The 19,243-nt window shown below is 70.0% G+C and carries 16 protein-coding genes; 11 read left to right on the top strand and 5 right to left on the bottom strand.

Going from position 1 to position 19,243, the window contains the following annotated elements; genetic code table 11:
- Nucleotide 1: 1 nt before the first annotated feature.
- The 4 genes from NVU01S_RS05520 to NVU01S_RS05505 form a co-directional block, all read right to left on the bottom strand.
- On the bottom strand, nt 2-1,225 hold the full coding sequence (locus tag NVU01S_RS05520) for an RtcB family protein (RefSeq protein ID WP_043673134.1): 1,224 nt from the start codon (nt 1,223-1,225) through the stop codon (nt 2-4).
- Nucleotides 1,226-1,302: 77 nt separating this feature from the next.
- Nucleotides 1,303-2,373 (bottom strand): amidohydrolase family protein, encoded by a 1,071-nt coding sequence (locus NVU01S_RS05515; RefSeq protein WP_043673016.1) that lies wholly within the window; start codon nt 2,371-2,373, stop codon nt 1,303-1,305.
- Nucleotide 2,374: 1 nt separating this feature from the next.
- Nucleotides 2,375-3,742 (bottom strand): type I glutamate--ammonia ligase, encoded by a 1,368-nt coding sequence (locus NVU01S_RS05510; protein WP_052280759.1) that lies wholly within the window; start codon nt 3,740-3,742, stop codon nt 2,375-2,377.
- A 145-nt stretch (nt 3,743-3,887) separates the two neighbouring features.
- Complete coding sequence (locus NVU01S_RS05505) at nt 3,888-4,763, bottom strand: ribokinase (RefSeq protein WP_043673019.1); 876 nt, start codon at nt 4,761-4,763, stop codon at nt 3,888-3,890.
- Between the two features lie 69 nt (nt 4,764-4,832).
- Between NVU01S_RS05505 and NVU01S_RS05500 the strand changes: the two genes are divergently transcribed.
- The 10 genes from NVU01S_RS05500 (at nt 4,833) to NVU01S_RS05455 (ending at nt 16,193) form a co-directional block, all read left to right on the top strand.
- The gene (locus NVU01S_RS05500) at nt 4,833-6,098 is read left to right on the top strand and encodes a glutamate-5-semialdehyde dehydrogenase (protein WP_043673022.1); all 1,266 of its coding nucleotides are present in this window, start codon (nt 4,833-4,835) and stop codon (nt 6,096-6,098) included.
- A 52-nt stretch (nt 6,099-6,150) separates the two neighbouring features.
- Nucleotides 6,151-7,035: an AAA family ATPase gene (locus tag NVU01S_RS05495; RefSeq protein WP_029899776.1), complete on the top strand. Its 885-nt coding sequence runs from the start codon at nt 6,151-6,153 to the stop codon at nt 7,033-7,035.
- A 3-nt stretch (nt 7,036-7,038) separates the two neighbouring features.
- Complete coding sequence (locus NVU01S_RS05490; RefSeq protein ID WP_043673023.1) at nt 7,039-8,466, top strand: vWA domain-containing protein; 1,428 nt, start codon at nt 7,039-7,041, stop codon at nt 8,464-8,466.
- 63 nt (nt 8,467-8,529) lie between these two features.
- Nucleotides 8,530-10,380: an HSP90 family protein gene (locus NVU01S_RS05485; RefSeq protein ID WP_043673030.1), complete on the top strand. Its 1,851-nt coding sequence runs from the start codon at nt 8,530-8,532 to the stop codon at nt 10,378-10,380.
- Entirely contained in the window at nt 10,377-12,383 is a 2,007-nt protein-coding gene (locus NVU01S_RS05480; RefSeq protein WP_043673033.1) for a hypothetical protein, read from the top strand. Before NVU01S_RS05485 ends, NVU01S_RS05480 begins: the two co-directional genes overlap by 4 nt.
- An 87-nt stretch (nt 12,384-12,470) precedes the next feature.
- Nucleotides 12,471-13,112: a nicotinate-nucleotide adenylyltransferase gene (nadD, locus tag NVU01S_RS05475; protein ID WP_014982670.1), complete on the top strand. Its 642-nt coding sequence runs from the start codon at nt 12,471-12,473 to the stop codon at nt 13,110-13,112.
- 26 nt (nt 13,113-13,138) lie between these two features.
- Entirely contained in the window at nt 13,139-13,555 is a 417-nt protein-coding gene (gene rsfS / locus NVU01S_RS05470) for a ribosome silencing factor (RefSeq protein WP_029899772.1), read from the top strand.
- A gap of 27 nt (nt 13,556-13,582) precedes the next feature.
- Complete coding sequence (locus NVU01S_RS05465; protein WP_051066532.1) at nt 13,583-14,242, top strand: histidine phosphatase family protein; 660 nt, start codon at nt 13,583-13,585, stop codon at nt 14,240-14,242.
- A gap of 382 nt (nt 14,243-14,624) precedes the next feature.
- Nucleotides 14,625-15,347: a diglucosylglycerate octanoyltransferase gene (gene octT / locus NVU01S_RS45340; RefSeq protein ID WP_043673139.1), complete on the top strand. Its 723-nt coding sequence runs from the start codon at nt 14,625-14,627 to the stop codon at nt 15,345-15,347.
- 3 nt (nt 15,348-15,350) lie between these two features.
- Nucleotides 15,351-16,193 carry a DegV family protein gene (locus NVU01S_RS05455; protein WP_043673036.1) on the top strand — a complete coding sequence of 281 codons (843 nt, stop codon included), beginning with the start codon at nt 15,351-15,353 and terminating at the stop codon, nt 16,191-16,193.
- Between the two features lie 4 nt (nt 16,194-16,197).
- Here the strand turns inward: NVU01S_RS05455 and NVU01S_RS05450 are convergent, their stop codons facing one another.
- Nucleotides 16,198-16,980: a DUF5984 family protein gene (locus tag NVU01S_RS05450; protein ID WP_043673039.1), complete on the bottom strand. Its 783-nt coding sequence runs from the start codon at nt 16,978-16,980 to the stop codon at nt 16,198-16,200.
- A gap of 1,293 nt (nt 16,981-18,273) precedes the next feature.
- Here NVU01S_RS05450 and NVU01S_RS44755 point away from each other — a divergent pair.
- Nucleotides 18,274-18,951 carry a ComEA family DNA-binding protein gene (locus NVU01S_RS44755; protein WP_244467313.1) on the top strand — a complete coding sequence of 226 codons (678 nt, stop codon included), beginning with the start codon at nt 18,274-18,276 and terminating at the stop codon, nt 18,949-18,951.
- The last annotated feature ends 292 nt before the right edge of the window (nt 18,952-19,243 follow it).

Below are 19,243 nucleotides of genomic sequence, written 5' to 3'. Positions count from 1 at the left end.
CTCAGCCCTTGACGCACAGCACCTGCCGGAGCGTCGCGACGACGTCGACCAGATCCCGCTGTGCGGCGATCACCTCGTCGATGTCCTTGTAGGCGGCCGGGATCTCGTCCACCACACCGGCGTCCTTGCGGGACTCGACGCCTTCGGTCTGCGCGACCAGGTCGGCGACGGTGAACTGCTTCTTCGCCGCGTTGCGGCTCATCCGCCGGCCCGCGCCGTGCGAGGCCGACTGGAACGAGGCGGGGTTTCCCTTGCCGCGCACCACATATGAGCGGGTACCCATCGAGCCCGGGATCAGCGCGAGATCGCCCGCGCCGGCCCGCACCGCGCCCTTACGGGTCACCAGCATCGGGATGCCGTCGATGAGTTCCTCCGCCACATAGTTGTGGTGGCAGGAGATCGGCTGCTCGAAACGCACTTCGCGCGCGGCGAATTCGTCCCGTACGGCCCGGCAGACCAGGGCGAGCATCACCGCACGATTACGCGCGGCGTATTCCTGCGCCCAGGTCAGGTCGCGCCGGTAGGCCGTCATTTCCGGTGTGCCGGAAAGGAACACCGCCAGATCGCGATCGGGCAGGTCGACGTTGTGCGGCAGCGTGCGCGCGACGGCCATGTGCCGCTCGGCGAGTTCCTTGCCGATGTTGCGGCTGCCCGAATGCAGCAGGATCCACACCGCGTCGTCCTGGTCGAGGCAGACCTCGATGAAGTGGTTGCCGCCGCCCAGCGTGCCCATCTGCTTGTGCGCCTTGGCCTCTCGTGCCCGCACGCCGTCGTCCAGCGCGGCGAACGAACCCCAGAAGCGATCCCAGCCCGTGCGCAGGGTCGCGGTGCTCGCACCCAGCGCGGTGACTTCGGCGCCGAGCTTGGCCACGTTGACCGCGTCGTCGTGTGCGGAGAAGCCCACCGGCACCGCCGCCTCGATCCGGGACCGCAGCGACCGCAGGTCGTCGGGCAGGTCGGCGGCGGTGAGGTCGGTCTTGACGCTCTCCATGCCGCAGCCGATGTCCACACCGACCGCGGCGGGGGACACCGCGTCCTTCATCGCGATCACGGAGCCGACCGTCGCGCCTTTGCCGAGGTGCACGTCCGGCATCACGCGGACGCCGTGGACCCAGCGCAGCGCGGCGATATTCCGCAGCTGTTGCAGCGCCGCCTGTTCGACGGCGTGCTCCTCGGCCCACATCAGCGTCTGCGCCCGGGTACCGCGCAGCTCGACGGGAAACATCGGTTCGATCCTCTCGTTGTCGTTACTGCTCAACGGTAGGGATCAGGTCTGCGCAGTGCACTCGATTAAATGCCGGTTCACCGCGCCGGCGTGCTCGGATACGCCGCTTCGGCGTTGCTGTGGGCGATGCCCGCGGCGAGGTGTTCGGCGTCGGTGGTGGTGATCACGTCGTCGGCGATCCACTCGTCCAGGAGCCGCCCGAGGCCGCGCCGCCACCAGAGCGCGCCGAGATAGTGCAGTTCCGGCAGCCCGTAGCCGTCCGAGGAGTAGCACAGCGACCGGAACGGTGCCAGCTCCAGCGTTTCGGCCAGCACCGCCTGGGCGCGGTGGCCCACGTACGGCACGGTGAGTCCGACATCCATCCGGACGTGCGCGAACGCGTGCGCCAGATACGCGGCGTTGCGATGGAACGGCCAGCAGTGCAACAGCATCACCGTCAGGCCGGTGTCCGCGGTCTTGCGCAGAAAGTCGGTGAGCAGCAACGGATCCGCCCGGTGCAGCCGCAGATCGGTATCGCCGAAGCCGGTGTGGAACTGCAGCGGCAGACCGTATTCGGCGCCGATCCGCGCACCGAGACAGACCAGCCAGCCGAGCAGATCGGGGTCGGCGAGCCGGCGTTCGGGCAGGACCGCGCGCGGCGGCCGATCCCGCAGCGGGAAGTCCAGGCCACACCGATAGGCCACGATGGTCTTGAGGCCCACCGCCTCGCGCGCCCGCGCTCGCAGCCGCGACTCGATCTGCTCGAAGACCTTCCGGCCCGCGCCGACCTCGGCGATGACCTGCTCCGCGACCTGCTCGATGCGCACGATCTCGCGCACCTCGCCGTCGGCGAGCGCACCGAAATCCGCTGTGCCGCCGCCGTATCCGGTGTCGAGGAACCAGCTGGTCGTCCCGGTCGCGCGGAGCAGGCGGACCGCGGTCTCGCGCCAGCCCAGCTCGGCTCGATGGGACAGGTAGGCATCCGCGCCGACATGTGGCGGCAGGTCGAGGGCCGGTGCGCACCAGCGGCGCACGGCGAGTCCGATCGAGGAGTCGAAGGTGCCGGTGGGCCCTTCGCTGAGCAACTGTTCGAAACCGGGACGATCGAGATCGGCGGGTACCACGCCGTGGCAGTGATGATCGGTCAGGGTGAGTCCGTCGGTCAGCACGTCAGAACCGCCAACGGGTCAGTGCGACAAGCTCTTCCGGGCTGGTGTCCCGGTAGCGCGCCGCTTCGGCGCGGCGCACGGTGAGCAGGGCGTCGTGCAGTTCGGGGCCCATCGCGTCGGCGAGCACCGCGGAATCGGCCAAACGCTCGGCGGCTTCGCCGGAAGTGGTCGGCAACCGTCGTACACCGGCGATCATCAAGCGCTCGGCATCGAAATCCACCGGGTCGCCGTTGATCTCGGCGGGCAGCCGCAGTCCCTCGGCGATCCCCGCCAGCCCGGCCGCGATGATCGAGCCCACGATCAGATACGGATTCCCGGTCGCGTCGAAGCATTTGACTTCAGCGTTGGCCGCCCACTCCTCGGTGCCGCGCACCCCGGTGACGAAACGCAGTGCCGCCTCGCGGGTTTCCCGGCCCCAGCACTGCCAGGCGCCCGCCCAGCGCGACGGCACCAGGCGCAGGAAACTGGCCGGATTGCCCGCGCCGACCGCGACCAATGCGGGCAGTTCCCGAAGTACTCCGGCGAGGAAGGCCTCGCCGGTCGCGCGCATGCCGTAGGGGCCCTCGCCCGTGGCGAACAGCGGCCCGTCGTCGTCGAGTGCCGAAAAGTGCAGGTGCGCACCGGAACCGGCACCGGCGGGATCGATACAGGGGGCGAGCTGGGCGCGCCAGCCGTACTGCGTGCTCACCTGCCGGATGGTGTGCCGCACCAGGATCGCGTCGTCGGCGGCGCCGACCGGGTCGGCGGGCTGCACGGACAGTTCCAGCTGGCCGGGTGCGTACTCGGGATGGAACTGCTCGACGAGGATGTCCTGCCGCTCCAGCACCGCGACGAGTTCGCGCGCATAGTCGGCGACCTGCCCGAGTCGCACCAGGCCGTAGGCGGGCCCGTGGATGGCGGGGGTGAACTCGGCGGTGTCCTGGCCGACGGACCACTCCGTCTCGAACGCCATGGACAGCCGCAGCCCTGCCGCGCGGGCCGCTGCGGCCTGACGCGTGGCGAACCCGCGCTGGCAGGCCACGAACGGGGTGCCGTCCTGGGTGTATTTGTCGGCGGGCGCCCAGGCCCAGCCCGGTTGGCAGGCGAGTTCGGTGAGCATGGACAGGTCCGGGACCAGCCGCAGGTCGCCGTCCGGGCCGCCCAGGTATTTGCCGACCGTCATCAGGTCGTCGAACGCGAAGGTTTCGAAGCAGGGCGAGACCCCGACGCCGAACCGGGCGGCCTGCGCGAGCCGGCGCATGGGCACGGTTTTCACCCTGGTGATCCCGGCATTGTCGACGAAGGTGAGGGCGACGATATCGGCGTCCAACCTGCCGATCAGTGCCTCGTGGTCGTCCTCGGACGGTATGCGCTCCGGCATGGTCGGCATGAACGTCAACGATAGCCCGCGGGTCCGGCCGGGGGAACAACCCGCCGGGTCGAACCCGGTGTCGCCCAGGGGATTCGCGTATGGAGGCGGACTGTGCGGAGGTCGGCCGGAACGAATCACCGTTCGCCGGCCGGGTGTCGTTCGGCTATTCGGCGACGAGCGCCCCCGTGATCTCTTCGGCGGTGGGGATGGAGGTGCTGGCGCCGAGTTTGGTCGTGGCCAGGGCGCCCGCGGTGACCGCCCAGTTCAGCGCCCATTCGGGGCCGCGATGCCAGGCCGCGGCGAGCGCGCCGGTGAAGGTGTCGCCCGCGCCGGTGGTGTCGACGACCTCGACGTGCGGGCTGGGCTCGGCGATCTCGCTGTTCGGCCCGCGGTAGACCGCACCGTCGCCGCCGCGGGTGATCACCACGTGCGTCACCGGGTCCAGCTCGGCGCCGAGCTGCTCGGCCTCACCCGAATTGACCACTGCCACATCGACATTCGCCCAGAGCTCGGCGGGAAGCGGTTGCGCCGGGGAGGGGTTGAGCAGCACCGTCGTGCCGTTCGCCCTGGCGTGCCGGGCCGCCGCGGCGACCGTCTCGACCGGGATCTCCAACTGGCACAGGAGGATATCGGCATCGGCGATGACCGCGAGGTCTGCTTCGGTCAGCTCGGTCAGCCGGGCGTTCGCCCCGCCGACCACGATGATGCTGTTCTCGCCGCCGTCGTCCACCACGATCGCGGCGACCCCGCTCGGCCCGGCCACGGTCCGCAGCCGATCCACGTTCACCGCCGCATCCGTCAGCGCCCGCCGCAGCTCGTCCGCGAACACGTCGTCACCGACCGCGCCCACGAACCGCACCGACCCGCCCGCCCGCTGCGCCGCGATGGCCTGGTTCGATCCCTTCCCGCCCGGCACCATCGCGAACCCCGTCCCGAGCACCGTCTCCCCGGGCACCGGCCGCCGCCGCGTCGTCGTCACCAGGTCCATGTTGATGCTGCCGAGCACCGCGATCGAGGCAACGTCCGTCTTTTCGGCCATGCCGTCGAGGCTAGGCCTGTCGCGCCGAGCGGTGGGATTCGCCCTGGACCGGGTCAGTAGGCTGTAGCCATGACGGTAGAAACGGCGTCCGAAGTGGATGTCCGCGAGGTGGTGCACGAGGCCGCGCGCAAGGCTCGGGTCGCGTCGCGGGTGCTCGCCCAGCTGACCACGGCGCAGAAGAACGAGGCGTTGCACGCGGCCGCCGACGCACTGCTCGCGGCGGCCGACGCCGTCCTCGATGCCAACGCCGAGGATCTGATGGCGGCGAAATCCGCGGGCACCGAGGATTCGCTGCTGGACCGGTTGCGGTTGACGAAGTCCCGGATCGACGGCATCGCCTCCGGGCTGCGCCAGGTGGCGGGGCTGCCCGACCCGGTCGGGACCGTGGTGCGCGGCTCGGTGCTGCCCAACGGGCTGGAGACCAGGCAGGTCCGGGTGCCGCTCGGCGTCGTCGGCATGGTCTACGAGGCCAGGCCGAACGTGACGGTGGACGCCTTCGGCCTCACCCTCAAGTCCGGCAACGCGGCGCTGCTGCGCGGCTCGTCCTCGGCGGCGCACTCCAACGCCGCATTGGTCACCGTGCTGCGGGACGCGCTTGTCGCACAGGGCCTTCCGGCCGACGCCGTGCAGCTGCTGCCCAGTGCGGACCGGTCCAGCGTCACCCACCTGATCCAGGCCCGCGGCCTGGTCGACGTGGTCATCCCGCGCGGTGGCGCGGGCCTGATCAACGCGGTGGTCCGGGACGCGCAGGTGCCGACCATCGAGACCGGCACCGGCAACTGCCACGTCTACGTGCACGCCGGCGCCGACCTGGACATGGCCGAGCAGATCCTGCTCAACGCCAAGACCCGCCGGCCGAGCGTCTGCAATGCCGCCGAGACCGTCCTCATCGACGACGCCATCGCCACCACGGCGGTGCCGAAGCTGATCGAGGCGCTGGAGCGGCACGGTGTCACCGTGCACGGCGACCTGCCCGGGTTGGTGCCGGCGAACGACAAGGACTGGGGCGAGGAGTACCTCACCCTCGACATCGCGCTCAAGGTGGTGGACGGCCTGGACGCGGCCATCGACCACATCAACACCTGGGGCACCGGGCACACCGAAGCCATCGTCACCGGCGAGATCGCCGCGGCCCGCGAATTCACCAGCCGGGTCGACGCCGCCGCTGTGATGGTGAACGCGTCCACCGCGTTCACCGACGGCGAGCAGTTCGGCTTCGGCGCCGAAATCGGCATCTCGACCCAGAAGCTGCACGCCCGCGGCCCGATGGCACTACCGGAGCTGACCTCCACCAAGTGGATCGTGTGGGGCGAGGGCCAGATTCGGCCCGTATAAGTAGAGGGGCGAGCGGTCCGCATTCCGCTCGCTTCCGAAGGAAGGACTGCACGTGGCCCCCATTCCCGAGACGCCCCAGGAGCCGATCTTCACCTCGGTCGAGGATGTGATCGATCGGCTCGCCGAAACGGGCTATCTCGCCGACAAGGCCACGGCCACCTCCGTGTTCCTCGCCGATCGGCTGGGCAAACCGCTGCTCATCGAGGGTCCGGCGGGCGTCGGCAAGACCGAGCTGGCGCGCGCGGTCGCACAGACCTCCGCCGCGGAGCTGGTCCGCCTCCAGTGCTACGAAGGGGTCGACGAGGCCCGCGCGCTCTACGAGTGGAATCACGCCAAGCAGATCCTGCGTATCCAGGCGTCCAGCGAAAACGACTGGGAAGAAACGAAAGCCGACGTCTTCACCGAGGAGTTCCTGCTGTCGCGGCCGCTGCTCACCGCGATCCGCCGCAGCGAGCCCACGGTGCTGCTGATCGATGAGACCGACAAGGCCGATGTCGAGATCGAGGGTCTGCTGCTCGAGGTGCTCAGCGATTTCGCGGTGACCGTGCCGGAACTGGGCACCATCACCGCGAGCCGCAAGCCGTTCGTGGTGCTCACCTCCAACGCCACCCGCGAACTGTCCGAGGCGCTCAAGCGGCGCTGCCTCTACCTGCACCTGGATTTCCCGGACGAGGAACTGGAACGCCGCATCCTGGCCAGCCGGGTGCCGGAGCTGTCCGCCGCCGTCGCCGCTCAGTTGGTGCGGATCGTGCACGTGCTGCGCGGTATGCAGCTGAAGAAGCTGCCCTCGGTGGCCGAATCGATCGACTGGGGCCGCACACTGCTCGCGCTCGGCCTGCACGATCTGGACGACACCACGGTGCGCGCCACGCTCGGTGTGGTGCTCAAACACCAGAGCGATCACCAGCGTGCGCTGGCCGAACTGAAGCTGGCCTGACCGATGCCCGCGCGATCGCTGCCCGCGCCGGAACCCGAATTGCACGCGCCGCACGGATTGCCCGGCCACCTGGTCGGGTTCGTCGAGGCACTGCGCGAGCGCGGCATCCCGGTGGGACCGTCGGAGACGGTGGACGCGGGCCGCGTGGTCACCGTGCTCGACCTGCTCGACCGTGACGTGCTGCGCGAAGGTCTCGCCTGCGCCCTGCTGCGCCGGACCACGCATCGCGCGACATTCGACGGGCTGTTCGATCTGTGGTTCCCGGTTGCGCTGGGGGAGCGCACCGCCGCGCGGGACGAGGTCGAGATCCCGCGCAACGCGGCGGGCGAGGTGGATATCGCGGCGCTGCGCGAGTTGCTCGCGGAGTTGCTGACCGAGGAGTCTGCCGAGGCGCGACTCGAAGCGCTCGCCGCCCAGCTCGTCGACCAGCTCGGTCAGTACCAGTCCGCCAGCGGTTCCTCGTTCTCGGCCTATCAGGCCTTGAAAGATGTTCAGCCGCAGACCTTGCTGGCCAAGATCCTGGCCGGGCTCGCGGCCGGGCCGGATGTCAGCGCGTTCGACACCGAGATCGCCCGGCGCACCGCCCGCGGTCGGATCGACGGGTTCCGTGCGTCGGTGGAGGCCGAGACCCGGCGGCGGGTGGCCGAGCGGATCGGACGCGAGCGCGTCGCCGGCTACGGCGTCGCACGGCAATCCGAGGATGTCGACTTCCTGCGCGCCTCCGAATCCGAGCTCGCCGAGATGCGGCGCAGCACGCAGCGCCTGGCCCGCATTCTCGCCTCGCGACTCGCGGTGCGGCGCAGGCATTCCCGGCGCGGCGAGATCGATCTGCGCAAGACGCTGCGCAAGTCGATGTCCACCGGTGGCGTGCCGATCGATCTGGTGAATCGCAAGCCGCGGCCCGGTCGACCGGAGCTGGTACTGCTGTGCGATGTGTCCGGCTCGGTGGCCGGCTTCAGTAATTTCACCCTGCTGCTGGTCAGCGCGTTGCGTGAACAGTTCTCGCGGGTAAGGATTTTCGCGTTCGTCGATCAGACCGACGAGGTGACCCGGTTCTTCGATCCGCGCACCCAGCTGGACAAGGCGATGGCACGGATCTTCACCGAGGCCGGCGTCGTCGGCATGGACGGGCATTCCGATTACGGCAACGCGCTCGCCGGCTTCGCCCGGAACTACCCGGATGCGGTCACCGCGCGCAGCTCGCTGCTGATCCTCGGCGACGCACGCACCAACTACCGCGATCCCGACCTGGAGACGCTGCGGTCGCTCGTGCGCACGGCCAAACACGCGCACTGGCTCAATCCGGAGATGCGCACCAACTGGGGATCGGGCGATTCGGCCGCCGACAAGTACCAGGACGTCATCGAGATGCACGAATGCCGCTCGGCCCGGCAGCTGACCGCGGTGGTATCGCGCCTGCTCCCGGTGTAACGATCGGCCGCCATCAGCGGTCGTTAAGAGAACCATTGGGCCGTTCGGGCAGGCTTGCCCACCATGGTGGAAAGAACGCCGAACGGGGCGGCGGCGGTGGCGGACAGTTATGCGTTCCAGGTGGATCTACGGGGGATCGTCGATTTACTGTCGCACCACTTGTACTCGAGCCCGCGCGTCTACCTGCGGGAGCTGTTGCAGAACGCGGTGGATGCCGTCACCGCGCGGGCCACGCGAGACCGGCTGGCCCCCAGCGCGATTCGGATCAGTGTCGACGAGCGCGGCCTGCGGATCGCCGATCCCGGGGTGGGTCTGACCGAGGCGGACGTGCACCGCTTCCTGGCCACCATCGGCCGCTCCTCGAAACGAGACGAGATCGAGGGCGCGCGCCGCGAGTTCCTCGGGCAGTTCGGGATCGGCCTGCTGGCCTGCTTCACGGTGGCCGAGACGATCCAGGTGGTCACCCGTTCCGCCACCGACCCCGCCGCTGCGCCGGTCGAATGGCTCGCCGCCGCCGACGGCACCTACTCGGTGCGCGTGCTGGAACCGAAGGTCTGTCCCGAGCCGGGCACGACGGTGCGGCTCACCCCGCGGGCGGGCGCCGAGTCGTGGTTCGCGCCGCGCCGGGTGATCGAACTCGCCCGCGAATTCGGCTCGCTGCTGCCATATGCGGTGACAGTCGAATCCGAGGGCATCATCGTGCCGATCACCGACGGGCCCGCCGTGTGGCATCGCGAGTATCCGTCCCCGGCCGAGCGCCGGGCGGCGCTGCTCGAATTCGGTGAGCGCACACTCGGTTTCGCACCGCTGGACGTGATCGACCTGGACGCGGAACTCGCAGGGGTCACCGGCGTCGCGTATGTCCTTGCCCAGCCGGGTAATCCGGCCGAGAGCAGCGCGCATCGGGTCTACCTGAAGGGGATGCTGCTCGGTGACGCCATCCGCGGCCTGCTGCCGGACTGGGCGTTCTTCGTGCGCTGCGTGATCGACACCGACTCGTTGCGGCCGACCGCCTCCCGTGAAGGGCTCTACGAGGACGAGCGGCTCGCCATCATCCGCGAGGTGCTCGGCGATCGGGTGCGCGACTGGCTCACCGAGATCGCCGCCGAGCAACCGCAACGCCTGACCGCGTTCCTCGCGGTGCACGCGCTCGGGGTCAAGGCGATGGCCCGGCATTCGCCCGAACTCTTCCGGATCATGCTGCCGCACTTGCACTTCGAGACCACCGACGGCCGGGTGCCGCTCGCCGACTTCGCGCGCAACCACCCGGTCATCCGGATCACCTCGACGGTGGAGGAGTTCCGTCAGGTGGCCTCGACCGCGGCCGCGCAGGGCATCGGCATCGTCAACGGCGGCTACGCCTACGATCGGGAACTGGTCGCACTGCTACCGCGACTACTCCCCGATGTCGAGGTGGTCGACCTCGACGTGAATACCCTTACGGCAGCGCTCGATCCCGTCGACCCGGCCGAGGAACTGGCCTTGACCCCGGTGCTGACCACAGCCCGCGCGGTGCTCGATCCGCTGTCCTGCGACGTGATTCTGCGTGCCTTCCATCCGCTTTCGGTGCCCGCGCTGTACCTGGACGGCCGGGCCGCGCGCAACGAACGCACCAGGGCCGAGACCGCGCTCGGCGCGGACGAGCTGTGGTCGGAGATCCTCGGCGCGCTCGATGCCGCCGCGCCCCGCGCGCAGCTCGTGCTGAACCACCACAGCCCGATCGTGCGCAGGCTGTCCCGGATCAGCGATCCCGCGTTCCTGAAGACCGCGGTGGAATCGCTGTACGGCCAAGCCCTGCTGATGACCCACCGCCCGCTGCGGCCCGCCGACACCGCGCTGCTCAACCGCGCCTTCGGTGAATTCCTCAGCTGGGCAACGCGTCGTGCCACCGGCACCGGCGACGAGACGGAGTGAACGTGGACACCGCCGAGATCAACGACGCGCTGGCGCAAGTCTATTCGTTGCCGCACGGACGGCTCCGCGTCGAACGGCTGGAAACGCTTGCGGCAGCGGCCAAGTCGGCCGCCGACCGGCACCTCGAAGGACGGGTGCTGCTGGAGCTGGCCGAGTCGTACGCCTACGCGAGCGAGCGCGACCTCGCGCCGGTCGCCTACGGCCGGCTGTTGCAGATCTACGACCAGTACCCGGCCGAGCTGGGCCCGCTGACGTATTCGGTGCACTGGTACCTGAAATGGATGACCTGGGGGCTGATCGACAATCCGGCGATCCCGCTGTCGACCGTGCACCGCTGGTTCGAAGAGCTCGAAAGTCGGTACCGGCAGCGTGGTTACAGTCTGCGACCGGTGCTCGCGCTGCGGGGCGAGCTGGCCCGCAAGCTCGGCGATGCCGAGCAGGGCGCCCGGCTGCACGAGCAGGCCATGGCCGCGCCCCGGGATGGCATGTCCGACTGCGAAGCCTGCGAACGCAACGAATGGGGTACCGGCAGTGCGGCTCTCGGCGACGACGAGGCCGCACTCGCACACTGGCAGTCGGTGCTCGACGGCGCGCACAGCTGTAGCGAAGAGCCGCACCGGGTGCTGGCGCAGGCGCTGCTGCCACTACTGCGCACCGGGCGCATTGCCGAGGCACGGGGTGCGCACCTCACGGGGTATCCGCTGGTGCGCCACAGCGACAGCCTGCGGCCCTCGGTGGCCCAGCACATCGAATTCTGCGCGCTCACCGGGAACGAGGGCCGTGGGCTGGAGATTCTCGCCCAGCACGCCCGCTGGCTCACCGAGCCGGGCGCGGACGTCGGCGCGCGGCTCGCGTTCATCACCGGCGTGAGCGTCCTGCTGCGCCGGTTGCAAACTCTCGGCCTGGGCTATCTGCCCATCGGCGGCGGGACGGCGTATTCGCTACTGGCCGAACTCGATACGGAGATCGCCGGTCTGTGCACCCGGTACGACCTGCGCAACGGCAATACCGCGGTGAGCACCCGGATCGCCGCGCGGTTGGCCGCGCAGCCACTGGTGGAGCGGCTACCTCTCGGACTGCGCAGCAAGCAGCTCGAGGTGGTCAGCGTGCGCGCCGCGGTGGACGAGATCGCCGCCGCGGACTGCGTCGAACGCACAGTGGTCGCCGCGGAATGGGCGGGCAGCTCGGCCGACGACCGCCGGGCCGAGGCGTTGCGGCTCGCCGAACTCGGCACCGCGGAACTCGCCGCCGCGCCGGCCGCGGCCGAGGGGCATCTGCGCGAGGCGCTGGCGATCGGTGTCGCGGTGTTGCCCGCCGAGCATCTGGCCCGGCTCAGTTCGCAGCTCGTCATCGCGCTGGCCGGACAACGGGGTCGCGAACTGGACCTGGCCGACGCGGCGGTGCGGGCGGGCGCGCGCTGGGAGGGGCTGTCCGAACCGGATCTGCTGCATCACACGGTGATCGCGGCGCGGGCCTTCCACCGGGCGGCCCGGCACGGCGAGGCCGTGGCGCTGTTCGAGGAAGCCATGGCGGCCGACGTGCCGTATCCGGCCGCCGAACTGGCCACCGTGCGCGCGCAGTTCGGGGCGTCGCTGAAGGCGCTGCACCGGCACGAGGAGGCCGCACGTCAGTTCGCCGAGGGCGCCCGGCTGGTGGAGCGCGATCCGGAACGCCGAGCGCTGCACGCCGACCTGGCCTGGTCCGCCGCGACGGCGCTGGACTACTGCGAACGCCCCGAGGAGGCGCTGGCCGCGTACCTGCGCGCCGCCGAACTGTTCGGCGAACTCGGCGAGGTGGTGTCGCGGACCAAATGCGTGCGCTCCGCGGCCTGGTTGCAGCTGTGGGGCTACGGCGCCGAATCGGACCGGCCGTGGTTCCCGGCGATGCACGCCCTGATCGTGGAGCTCGAGCAGGCCGCCCCGAGTGCGGAGGTGAGCGACGAACTCGCGGAGACGCGCAGGCAGCTGGACGAAATGCTGGACGGCGAAGCATCCGGCGGATAGCACGGCTGCGGGCGGTTGCCCGCAGCCGCCCGTCCGGCGGCTTACCGCCCCTGTCGACCGGCAGCCGACCGGTTAAGCTCGGCACTCATGCAAGAGACAGGCCGGCGCGGCCGCAAACTGGGTGTGATGGGCGGCACCTTCGACCCCATCCACCACGGTCACCTGGTCGCCGCCAGCGAGGTCGCCGACCGGTTCGACCTCGACGAGGTGATCTTCGTTCCCACCGGTCAGCCGTGGCAGAAGGCGGACAAACAGGTCAGTCCCGCCGAGGACCGCTATCTGATGACCGTGATCGCGACCGCCTCCAACCCGAGCTTCTCGGTCAGTCGCGCGGACATCGATCGGGAGAAAGTCACCTACACCGTCGACACCCTGCGCGAGATGCGCAGCAAGCATCCCGACGCCGAGCTGTTCTTCATCACCGGAGCGGATGCGCTGGCCAACATCCTGACATGGCAGGATTGGGCGGAACTGTTCGAACTGGCGAGGTTTGTCGGGGTGAGCCGTCCGGGGTATGAGCTGAATACCGATCATCTCGAAGAGCATCTGCGCGACCTGCCGGCCGACGCGGTGACCATGATCGAAATCCCCGCGCTGGCGATCTCGTCGAGCGAATGCCGTCGCCGCGCCGCCGAGAACCGGCCGGTGTGGTACCTCGTCCCCGATGGCGTGGTGCAGTACATATCGAAGCGGCACCTGTACGAGGCCGCAGAAGCGGAAGGTAGCTGAGTGAAAATGCGTAGCGAGGGGCGGGCATGACGGCATCGGTCGAGTCGGTCGAGATCGCGCAGGTTGCTGCGCTGGCGGCGGACGAGAAGCTGGCCACCGACGTCGTGGTGCTCGACGTGTCGGAGCAGCTGGTGATCACCGACTGCTTCGTCATCGCCTCCGCGCCGAACGAGCGCCAGGTGAACGCCATCGTCGACAACGTCGAGGAGAAGCTGCGCGAAGCCGGGCACAAGCCGGTGCGGCGCGAAGGCACCAGGGAGGGGCGCTGGGCGCTGCTCGACTACGTCGACGTCGTCGTGCACATCCAGCACAACGACGAGCGCAATTTCTATGCGCTGGAACGGTTGTGGAAAGACTGCCCGGTGGTGCCGGTGGACGGCATCGGCGCGCCGGAGAACCGGCCCGCGGCGGTGAACGGTGACGCGGACAGCGACGCCGAGTGAACGAGGGGGAGTAGCCGGGTGGCAGTCGTGAACAAATATGCCAGCGTGCGCACGTTGATCCTGTTGCGCCACGGGCAGACCGAATGGAACGCCGCCGACCGGATGCAGGGGCAGATCGACACCGATCTCACCGAACTCGGTCGCAGGCAGGCGAAAGAGGCTGCGCGCGAACTAGTTTCCCGCAATGCCATCGCCATCGTCTCGTCGGATCTGCGTCGCGCCTTCGACACCGCGTCCGCACTCGCCGAGCACACCGCCCTGGACGTGGTGCCCGATCAGCGGCTACGCGAAACCGATCTCGGTGACTGGGAAGGCCTGACGCATCTGGAGGTGGACGCCGACTACCCCGGCGCGCGCCTGGAATGGCGTCGTAACCCCGGCTTTCGGCCGCCCAACGGGGAGACCAAACTGGAGGTCGGCGCGCGGGCGCTGCCGGTCGTGCGGGAATTACTCGTCGAGCGGCAGGACTGGCCGGGCCGGACTATCATCCTGGTGGCGCACGGCGGGCTGATCGCAGGCCTCACGGCCGCGCTGCTCGACCTGCCGCCAGCCAACTGGCCGGTCCTCGGTGGACTGGCCAATACCAGCTGGGTGCAGCTCAGCAGCCACGGCCCGAGCATCGACCAGCCCGGCTGGCGTCTCGACGTGTGGAACGCAGCTGCGAAGGTGGCCCCGGATGTCCTCTGAAGATCCGATTCGGCAGGTGCCGGACGAACTGTTCCGGAAAGCTTCGGCGAAACCGGAACGTTCGATCCCGGATGCGCTGTTCGGCCCGCCGCCGGGAGCCCCGGCCGCGGCGACCGAAACAGACTCCGACGGAACGGATTCGGGTACGGAAGACGCGCAGGGAGCCGCCGAAGCGGACGACTCCGCCCGGCCCGCCAGTTCCGTGGACCCGCCTCCTGAAGTGCGCGGCAGCGCTGCCGGTTCGGTCGTGCTGGCCGAGCCCGACACCGGCACACCGGAATCCGAGGAACTCGACGCTCCGGTCGCCGAGGTGGTCGACGCGGCCCAGTTGATCGCCGAATCCGCGGCCGACGCCCTGGAAGTGTCCGGTCAACCGCAGGCCGTGGCCGACGCGTCCGACGAGCGACCGGTGCTGCTGGTGATCGCCGATTCGCTCTCGTATTTCGGGCCCAAAGGCGGCCTGCCCGCGGATCATCCGCAGATCTGGCCCAATCTCGTCGGCGCCGAACTCGGCTGGGACGTCGAGCTGGTCGGCCGGATCGGCTGGACCTGCCGAGATGCCTACTGGGCGTTGATCGGTGACCCGCGCGTGTGGGCGGCCGTGCCGCGCGCGCATGCGGTGGTCTTCGCGGTCGGCGGGATGGACTCGCTGCCCTCACCGCTGCCGACCGCGCTGCGCGAACTGATCCGGTACGTGCGCCCGCCCGGCGTGCGCCGCGGGGTCCGCGCGACCTACAACTGGCTGCAGCCCAAACTCTCGAAACTCGGTCGCCCCGTGGCACTTCCGCCGAAGGTGAGCGTCGACTACCTGGAGCAGTCGCGCGAAGCGCTGGCGCAGCTGCGACCCGACCTGCCGTTCGTCGCGGTGCTGCCGTCGGTGCACGACTGCGCGGCCTACGGACGCGTACACGCCGGGCGCGAACCCGCCGTGCGGGCGCTGCGGGCATGGTCGGAGCGCACCGGCGTGCCGCTGGTCGACCTCGCCGAAGCCGTGCGCGCGAACATCTTCTCCGGTGACGCGAACCCGGACGGTATCCACTGGGGCTGGGCCGGGCACGAGGCCGTGGCCAACGCGATGGTGAAGGCTTTGCAGGAGGTTCGGTAGTCCGTGGCCGTCGTGGTCGTGACAGATTCGTCGGCCAGCCTTCCTGCCGAATTCGTCGATGAGCTCGAGATCGACGTCGTCCCACTGCATGTCCTGATCGGTGACCGTGCGATCCGCGAAGGTATCGACCCGATCGAGATCGACTACACCGCCGACACGGTGACCACCTCGGCCGCCTCACCCGGTGAATTGCGCGCCGTGTACGAGCAGGCCTGGGCGCGCAGCGGTGGCGACGGTGTTGTCGCGGTGCATATTTCACGCCAGCTCTCCGGTACCTGGGAGGCGGGCAGGCAGGCGGTGCGGGACATGGACGCCGCCGATCGCGTGCGGCTCGTCGACTCGCTCGGCGCGGGACTCGCCACCGGGCTGCCCGTGCTCGCGGCGGCCCGGCGGGCCCGCACGGGCGCCGCGCTGGACATCGTCTACGACACCGCGGTCGCCGCATCGAGCCGCGCCCGCACGTTCATCCTGGTCAATCGGACCGAACAGCTGCGTCGCGGCGGCAGGCTGAGTTCGGCCGCCGCGTTCTTCGGCAGCGAGCTGGTCACCAAACCGCTGCTGCAGATCGTCGCAGGGCGCCTGGAGCTGCGCGAGAAGGTGCGTACCCGATCCAAGGCATTCGCGAAACTCGTTGCGGCAGCGGTGGATGCGGCAGGGGAGGACGGTGCCGCGGTTGCCGTCCAGCACCTCGGGGCCGAAGAGGCCGCCCAGACCGTCGCCACGCAGCTTCGCGAGCTGGTGCCCGGTATCCGGGAACTGATCGTGGCCGAATTCGGGCCCGCGCTCGGCGTGCACCTCGGACTCGGGGCCGTCGGCGTGCTCGTGCTGCCGGGCGGCTGCGCGTAGCCGGTCAGGGCAGGGCGGACGACGATCGGCGCAGCGCGTCGACGCCGGACCGCACCGCCGACCAATCCGTGTCGGGCTGCTGGTTCATCGCGCGGGCGAGCCAGCGTGCCCGATCGTCCTGTTCGTACGCGAGGTGGTCGAGGTCGAGATCGATACCCGGTGGGGGACCGGATGATTCGAACTCGCGCAGCCGAGTAGCCATCGCGGACAGCAGTGCGCGGTCGAGTTCTCTGACGGCGCTGCGGAATTCGTCGGTCGGTACGCTGATCCGGCCGGACGACGGTGCGGTGAACTCGATCTCGTGCTCCGGGTCCGGCGGGTGGTGCCAGGCCAGGGTGACGGTGTCGGCGGCGCCGTCGATCGTGCGCCACCAGCGCAGATGCGGGCCGAACCAGAGGTAGCCGGTGTCCAGGGTGTGCTCGCCGTACCAGGTGGCGGCGGCCTCGGCCGCGTCGGATTCGGACCACCGCCAGTCCGCGGCGTCGGCACCGATGAAATCGGCGAGGTCCCCGGGGACCGGTTCCAGCACGCTGGGTAGCAAGGCCAGCAGGTCCTCCCACAGGCGGGCAACGTAATAGGCGACGTAGCAGTCATAAGGCGTCTCCACGCCGCCGGACTGCGTGCGCAGGAGTTCGGTGGTACGCGCGGAATAACGCAGCAGGGACTGCCCGCCGAGGTCGATGCCGTACCAACCTTCGGTCAGCGCGAACCAGTGCAACGTCCGGCGTTGCTCTCCCCACGGGGCGACTCGGTCCACCGGCGCCAAGCCGAAACGGAAACGGATCACGGGGCAAGTCTGGCATCAGCCCGCGGAATCCGGGTGCGCGCGCACCGGTGATCCGGCGATCGGTCTGCGTGTCGTCGGCGAGTTGTCCCCATCGCGCGACGGTCCACAAGACAGGCGAAATACCTGTTCGGCCAAGACCTTTGCCCCGCCCCCGAAACTACGTTCGGTCACATGTCACGACAGCAAGAGCGCGACCGGACCCACCAGCGACTCGGCACCCTGACCGCCCGCGTGCGCGCCGGCCGCGGCACCAGCCCGAGACCCTTGCGCACCCGGCGACCCCACGTATCACGGGCGCTGGCGGTGAAGCGGTGGGAGGCCGAGGGATTGCGGGCACTGACGGGATCGCACTCGGCACCGAGCACCAGCGCGCCCCCGATTGCCGAGTCCTCGCGTACGGACGCGGCACCGGCCGCACGGTCGAGCGGTGCGGACCGCTGCGATCCCGTGGCGGGCGACGCGAACGGAGCCTCGGATGTGCATGTGCGGACCGAGGTTCCGGCCAGCGCCGGAGCGCCGGGGGACGCGAACAGTGCCGATCCGGGTGCGGGGTTGTCGCCGGTCGCGGTGGAGGGTGCCGACGCCAGATCAGGTGTGCCGGCAGACGGCGCGACGCGGCGGCGGGCGGATGTGTCGGATGCGGGCCTCGGCGGGGACATGGCACCTGACATCCCCCAGGTGAACTGGGCTCTAGGAGGTTTGGCTCCCGCGGCGGACGACGAGGTGCCCAGTGTGGGCGACGACGTCGGGGTCGGAGGGTCGCGCACGAATCGGAGGGAGCCGGTGGTTCAGCCGGGCGTGCGTCGAGGAGATTCAGGGCCCGAAGGCTATGGGGACGAGGAGGTGTCGGCCGCCGCGGTGGATCGCGGGACTGCGGGTGCTGACGTCGGGGTGGTGCGGTCGCGCACTGACCGGACGCAGCCGGAGGTTCTGTGTGGCGTGCACCGAGGAGAGGCAGGGCGCGAAGGCAGTTGGGGTCGGGAGGAGCCGGCCTTCGCGGCGGACCGAGCGGCTGTGGGTGACGACGTCGAGGGAATTCGGTCGAGCAAGGACCGGACGGAGCCGGCGGCTTCATCGGGCGCGCGCAGGGGAAACGCAGGGCGCCAAGGTAATTGGGACCATGAGGTGTTGGCTCCTGCGGCGGATTGTGGGGCTGCAGGTGATGACGTCGGGGTGGTGCGGTCGCCGGGATGGTTGACGGAGCCGGCGGCTCGACGTGGGTGGCGGGATCGGTTGGTGCCGGAGCGGTTTCGGGGAATCCGAGTCGACCCTGGGCGGCGCGGGGTATGCACTTTGCTGGCGGTCGGCGTGGTGGCGATGGTGGTCGCCGGAGTCGTGATCTTTCGTGAGCGGCCGATCGCGCGGCCGGTGCCGCCGCTGCCCGCGGTGCACTCGACCGCTGACGTCGCGGCACCCGCCTCACCGCCGGGTACAGCAGCGCAGAGCGGGACCGGGCCGAAACCTGTTGAGCCTGGCTCGCCCGCGGGCGAACTGGTGGTCAGTGTCGTCGGGCTGGTGCATCGGACCGGATTGGTGCGACTGCCGACGGGAGCGCGGGTGGCCGATGCCCTCACTGCGGCAGGTGGCCCGCGTGACGGCGCCGACACCACCGGCCTCAACCTGGCGCAGCGACTGTCCGACGGCGACCAGGTGCTGGTCGGCCCGTCCGGCGCCGACCCCGCAGCACCGAAACTCGGCAGCGCGACAATCAGCGCGGGCGGTCGACCCACAGCCCCCTCCGCCTCCGGCTCCGGCTCCGCCCAGCCTCCACCGTCTTCGGGCCGCCTCGACCTGAACACCGCCACCGAAACCCAACTCGACGCCCTCCCCGGCGTAGGTCCCGTCACCGCCAAAGCGATCATCACCTGGCGCACCACCCACGGTCGCTTCACCGACATAACCCAACTCGGCGAAGTGGACGGCATCGGCCCAGCCCGCCTCGCCCGCCTCCGCGAGCTGGTGCGGGTATGAGGACGGTCGGCGTGGTGCGGCGCACCGCTGGTGCGACGGGCGAGCAGCGGCCCGAGGGGTTCGATCCGTCGACGTTGTCAATGGTGTTGGGTCGCTGGGGCGTAGTGCTGGTGGCTCGGTGCGTGCGGCGCTGCCGCGTCGCAATCGCGGAGTTCGGTGTGGTGGAGAGTGTCGGTCCGGCGTGGCCTGCGCGGTGTGGTGGATGGGGTCGGGGATGAGGGGTGGTGTGGTCGAGGTGCGCGGGGAGGAGGCGGGGGACCGGGGGATGGAGGTGCTTGATGCGCGGTTGGTG

Source organism: Nocardia vulneris, assembly GCF_001613425.1.
Lineage (GTDB): Bacteria > Actinomycetota > Actinomycetes > Mycobacteriales > Mycobacteriaceae > Nocardia > Nocardia vulneris.
Note: the sequence above shows the minus strand (reverse complement) of the source record. Positions and strands in the feature narration are given on the sequence as shown.

Coding starts and splice junctions, on each gene's coding strand:
- NVU01S_RS05485 (WP_043673030.1), top strand. CDS start 8,530: ATGGTGGAAAGAACGCCGAACGGGGCGGCGGCGGTGGCGGACAGTTAT.
- NVU01S_RS05520 (WP_043673134.1), bottom strand. CDS start 1,225: ATGTTTCCCGTCGAGCTGCGCGGTACCCGGGCGCAGACGCTGATGTGG.
- NVU01S_RS05490 (WP_043673023.1), top strand. CDS start 7,039: ATGCCCGCGCGATCGCTGCCCGCGCCGGAACCCGAATTGCACGCGCCG.
- rsfS (WP_029899772.1), top strand. CDS start 13,139: ATGACGGCATCGGTCGAGTCGGTCGAGATCGCGCAGGTTGCTGCGCTG.
- nadD (WP_014982670.1), top strand. CDS start 12,471: ATGCAAGAGACAGGCCGGCGCGGCCGCAAACTGGGTGTGATGGGCGGC.
- NVU01S_RS05500 (WP_043673022.1), top strand. CDS start 4,833: ATGACGGTAGAAACGGCGTCCGAAGTGGATGTCCGCGAGGTGGTGCAC.
- NVU01S_RS05505 (WP_043673019.1), bottom strand. CDS start 4,763: ATGGCCGAAAAGACGGACGTTGCCTCGATCGCGGTGCTCGGCAGCATC.
- NVU01S_RS05510 (WP_052280759.1), bottom strand. CDS start 3,742: ATGCCGACCATGCCGGAGCGCATACCGTCCGAGGACGACCACGAGGCA.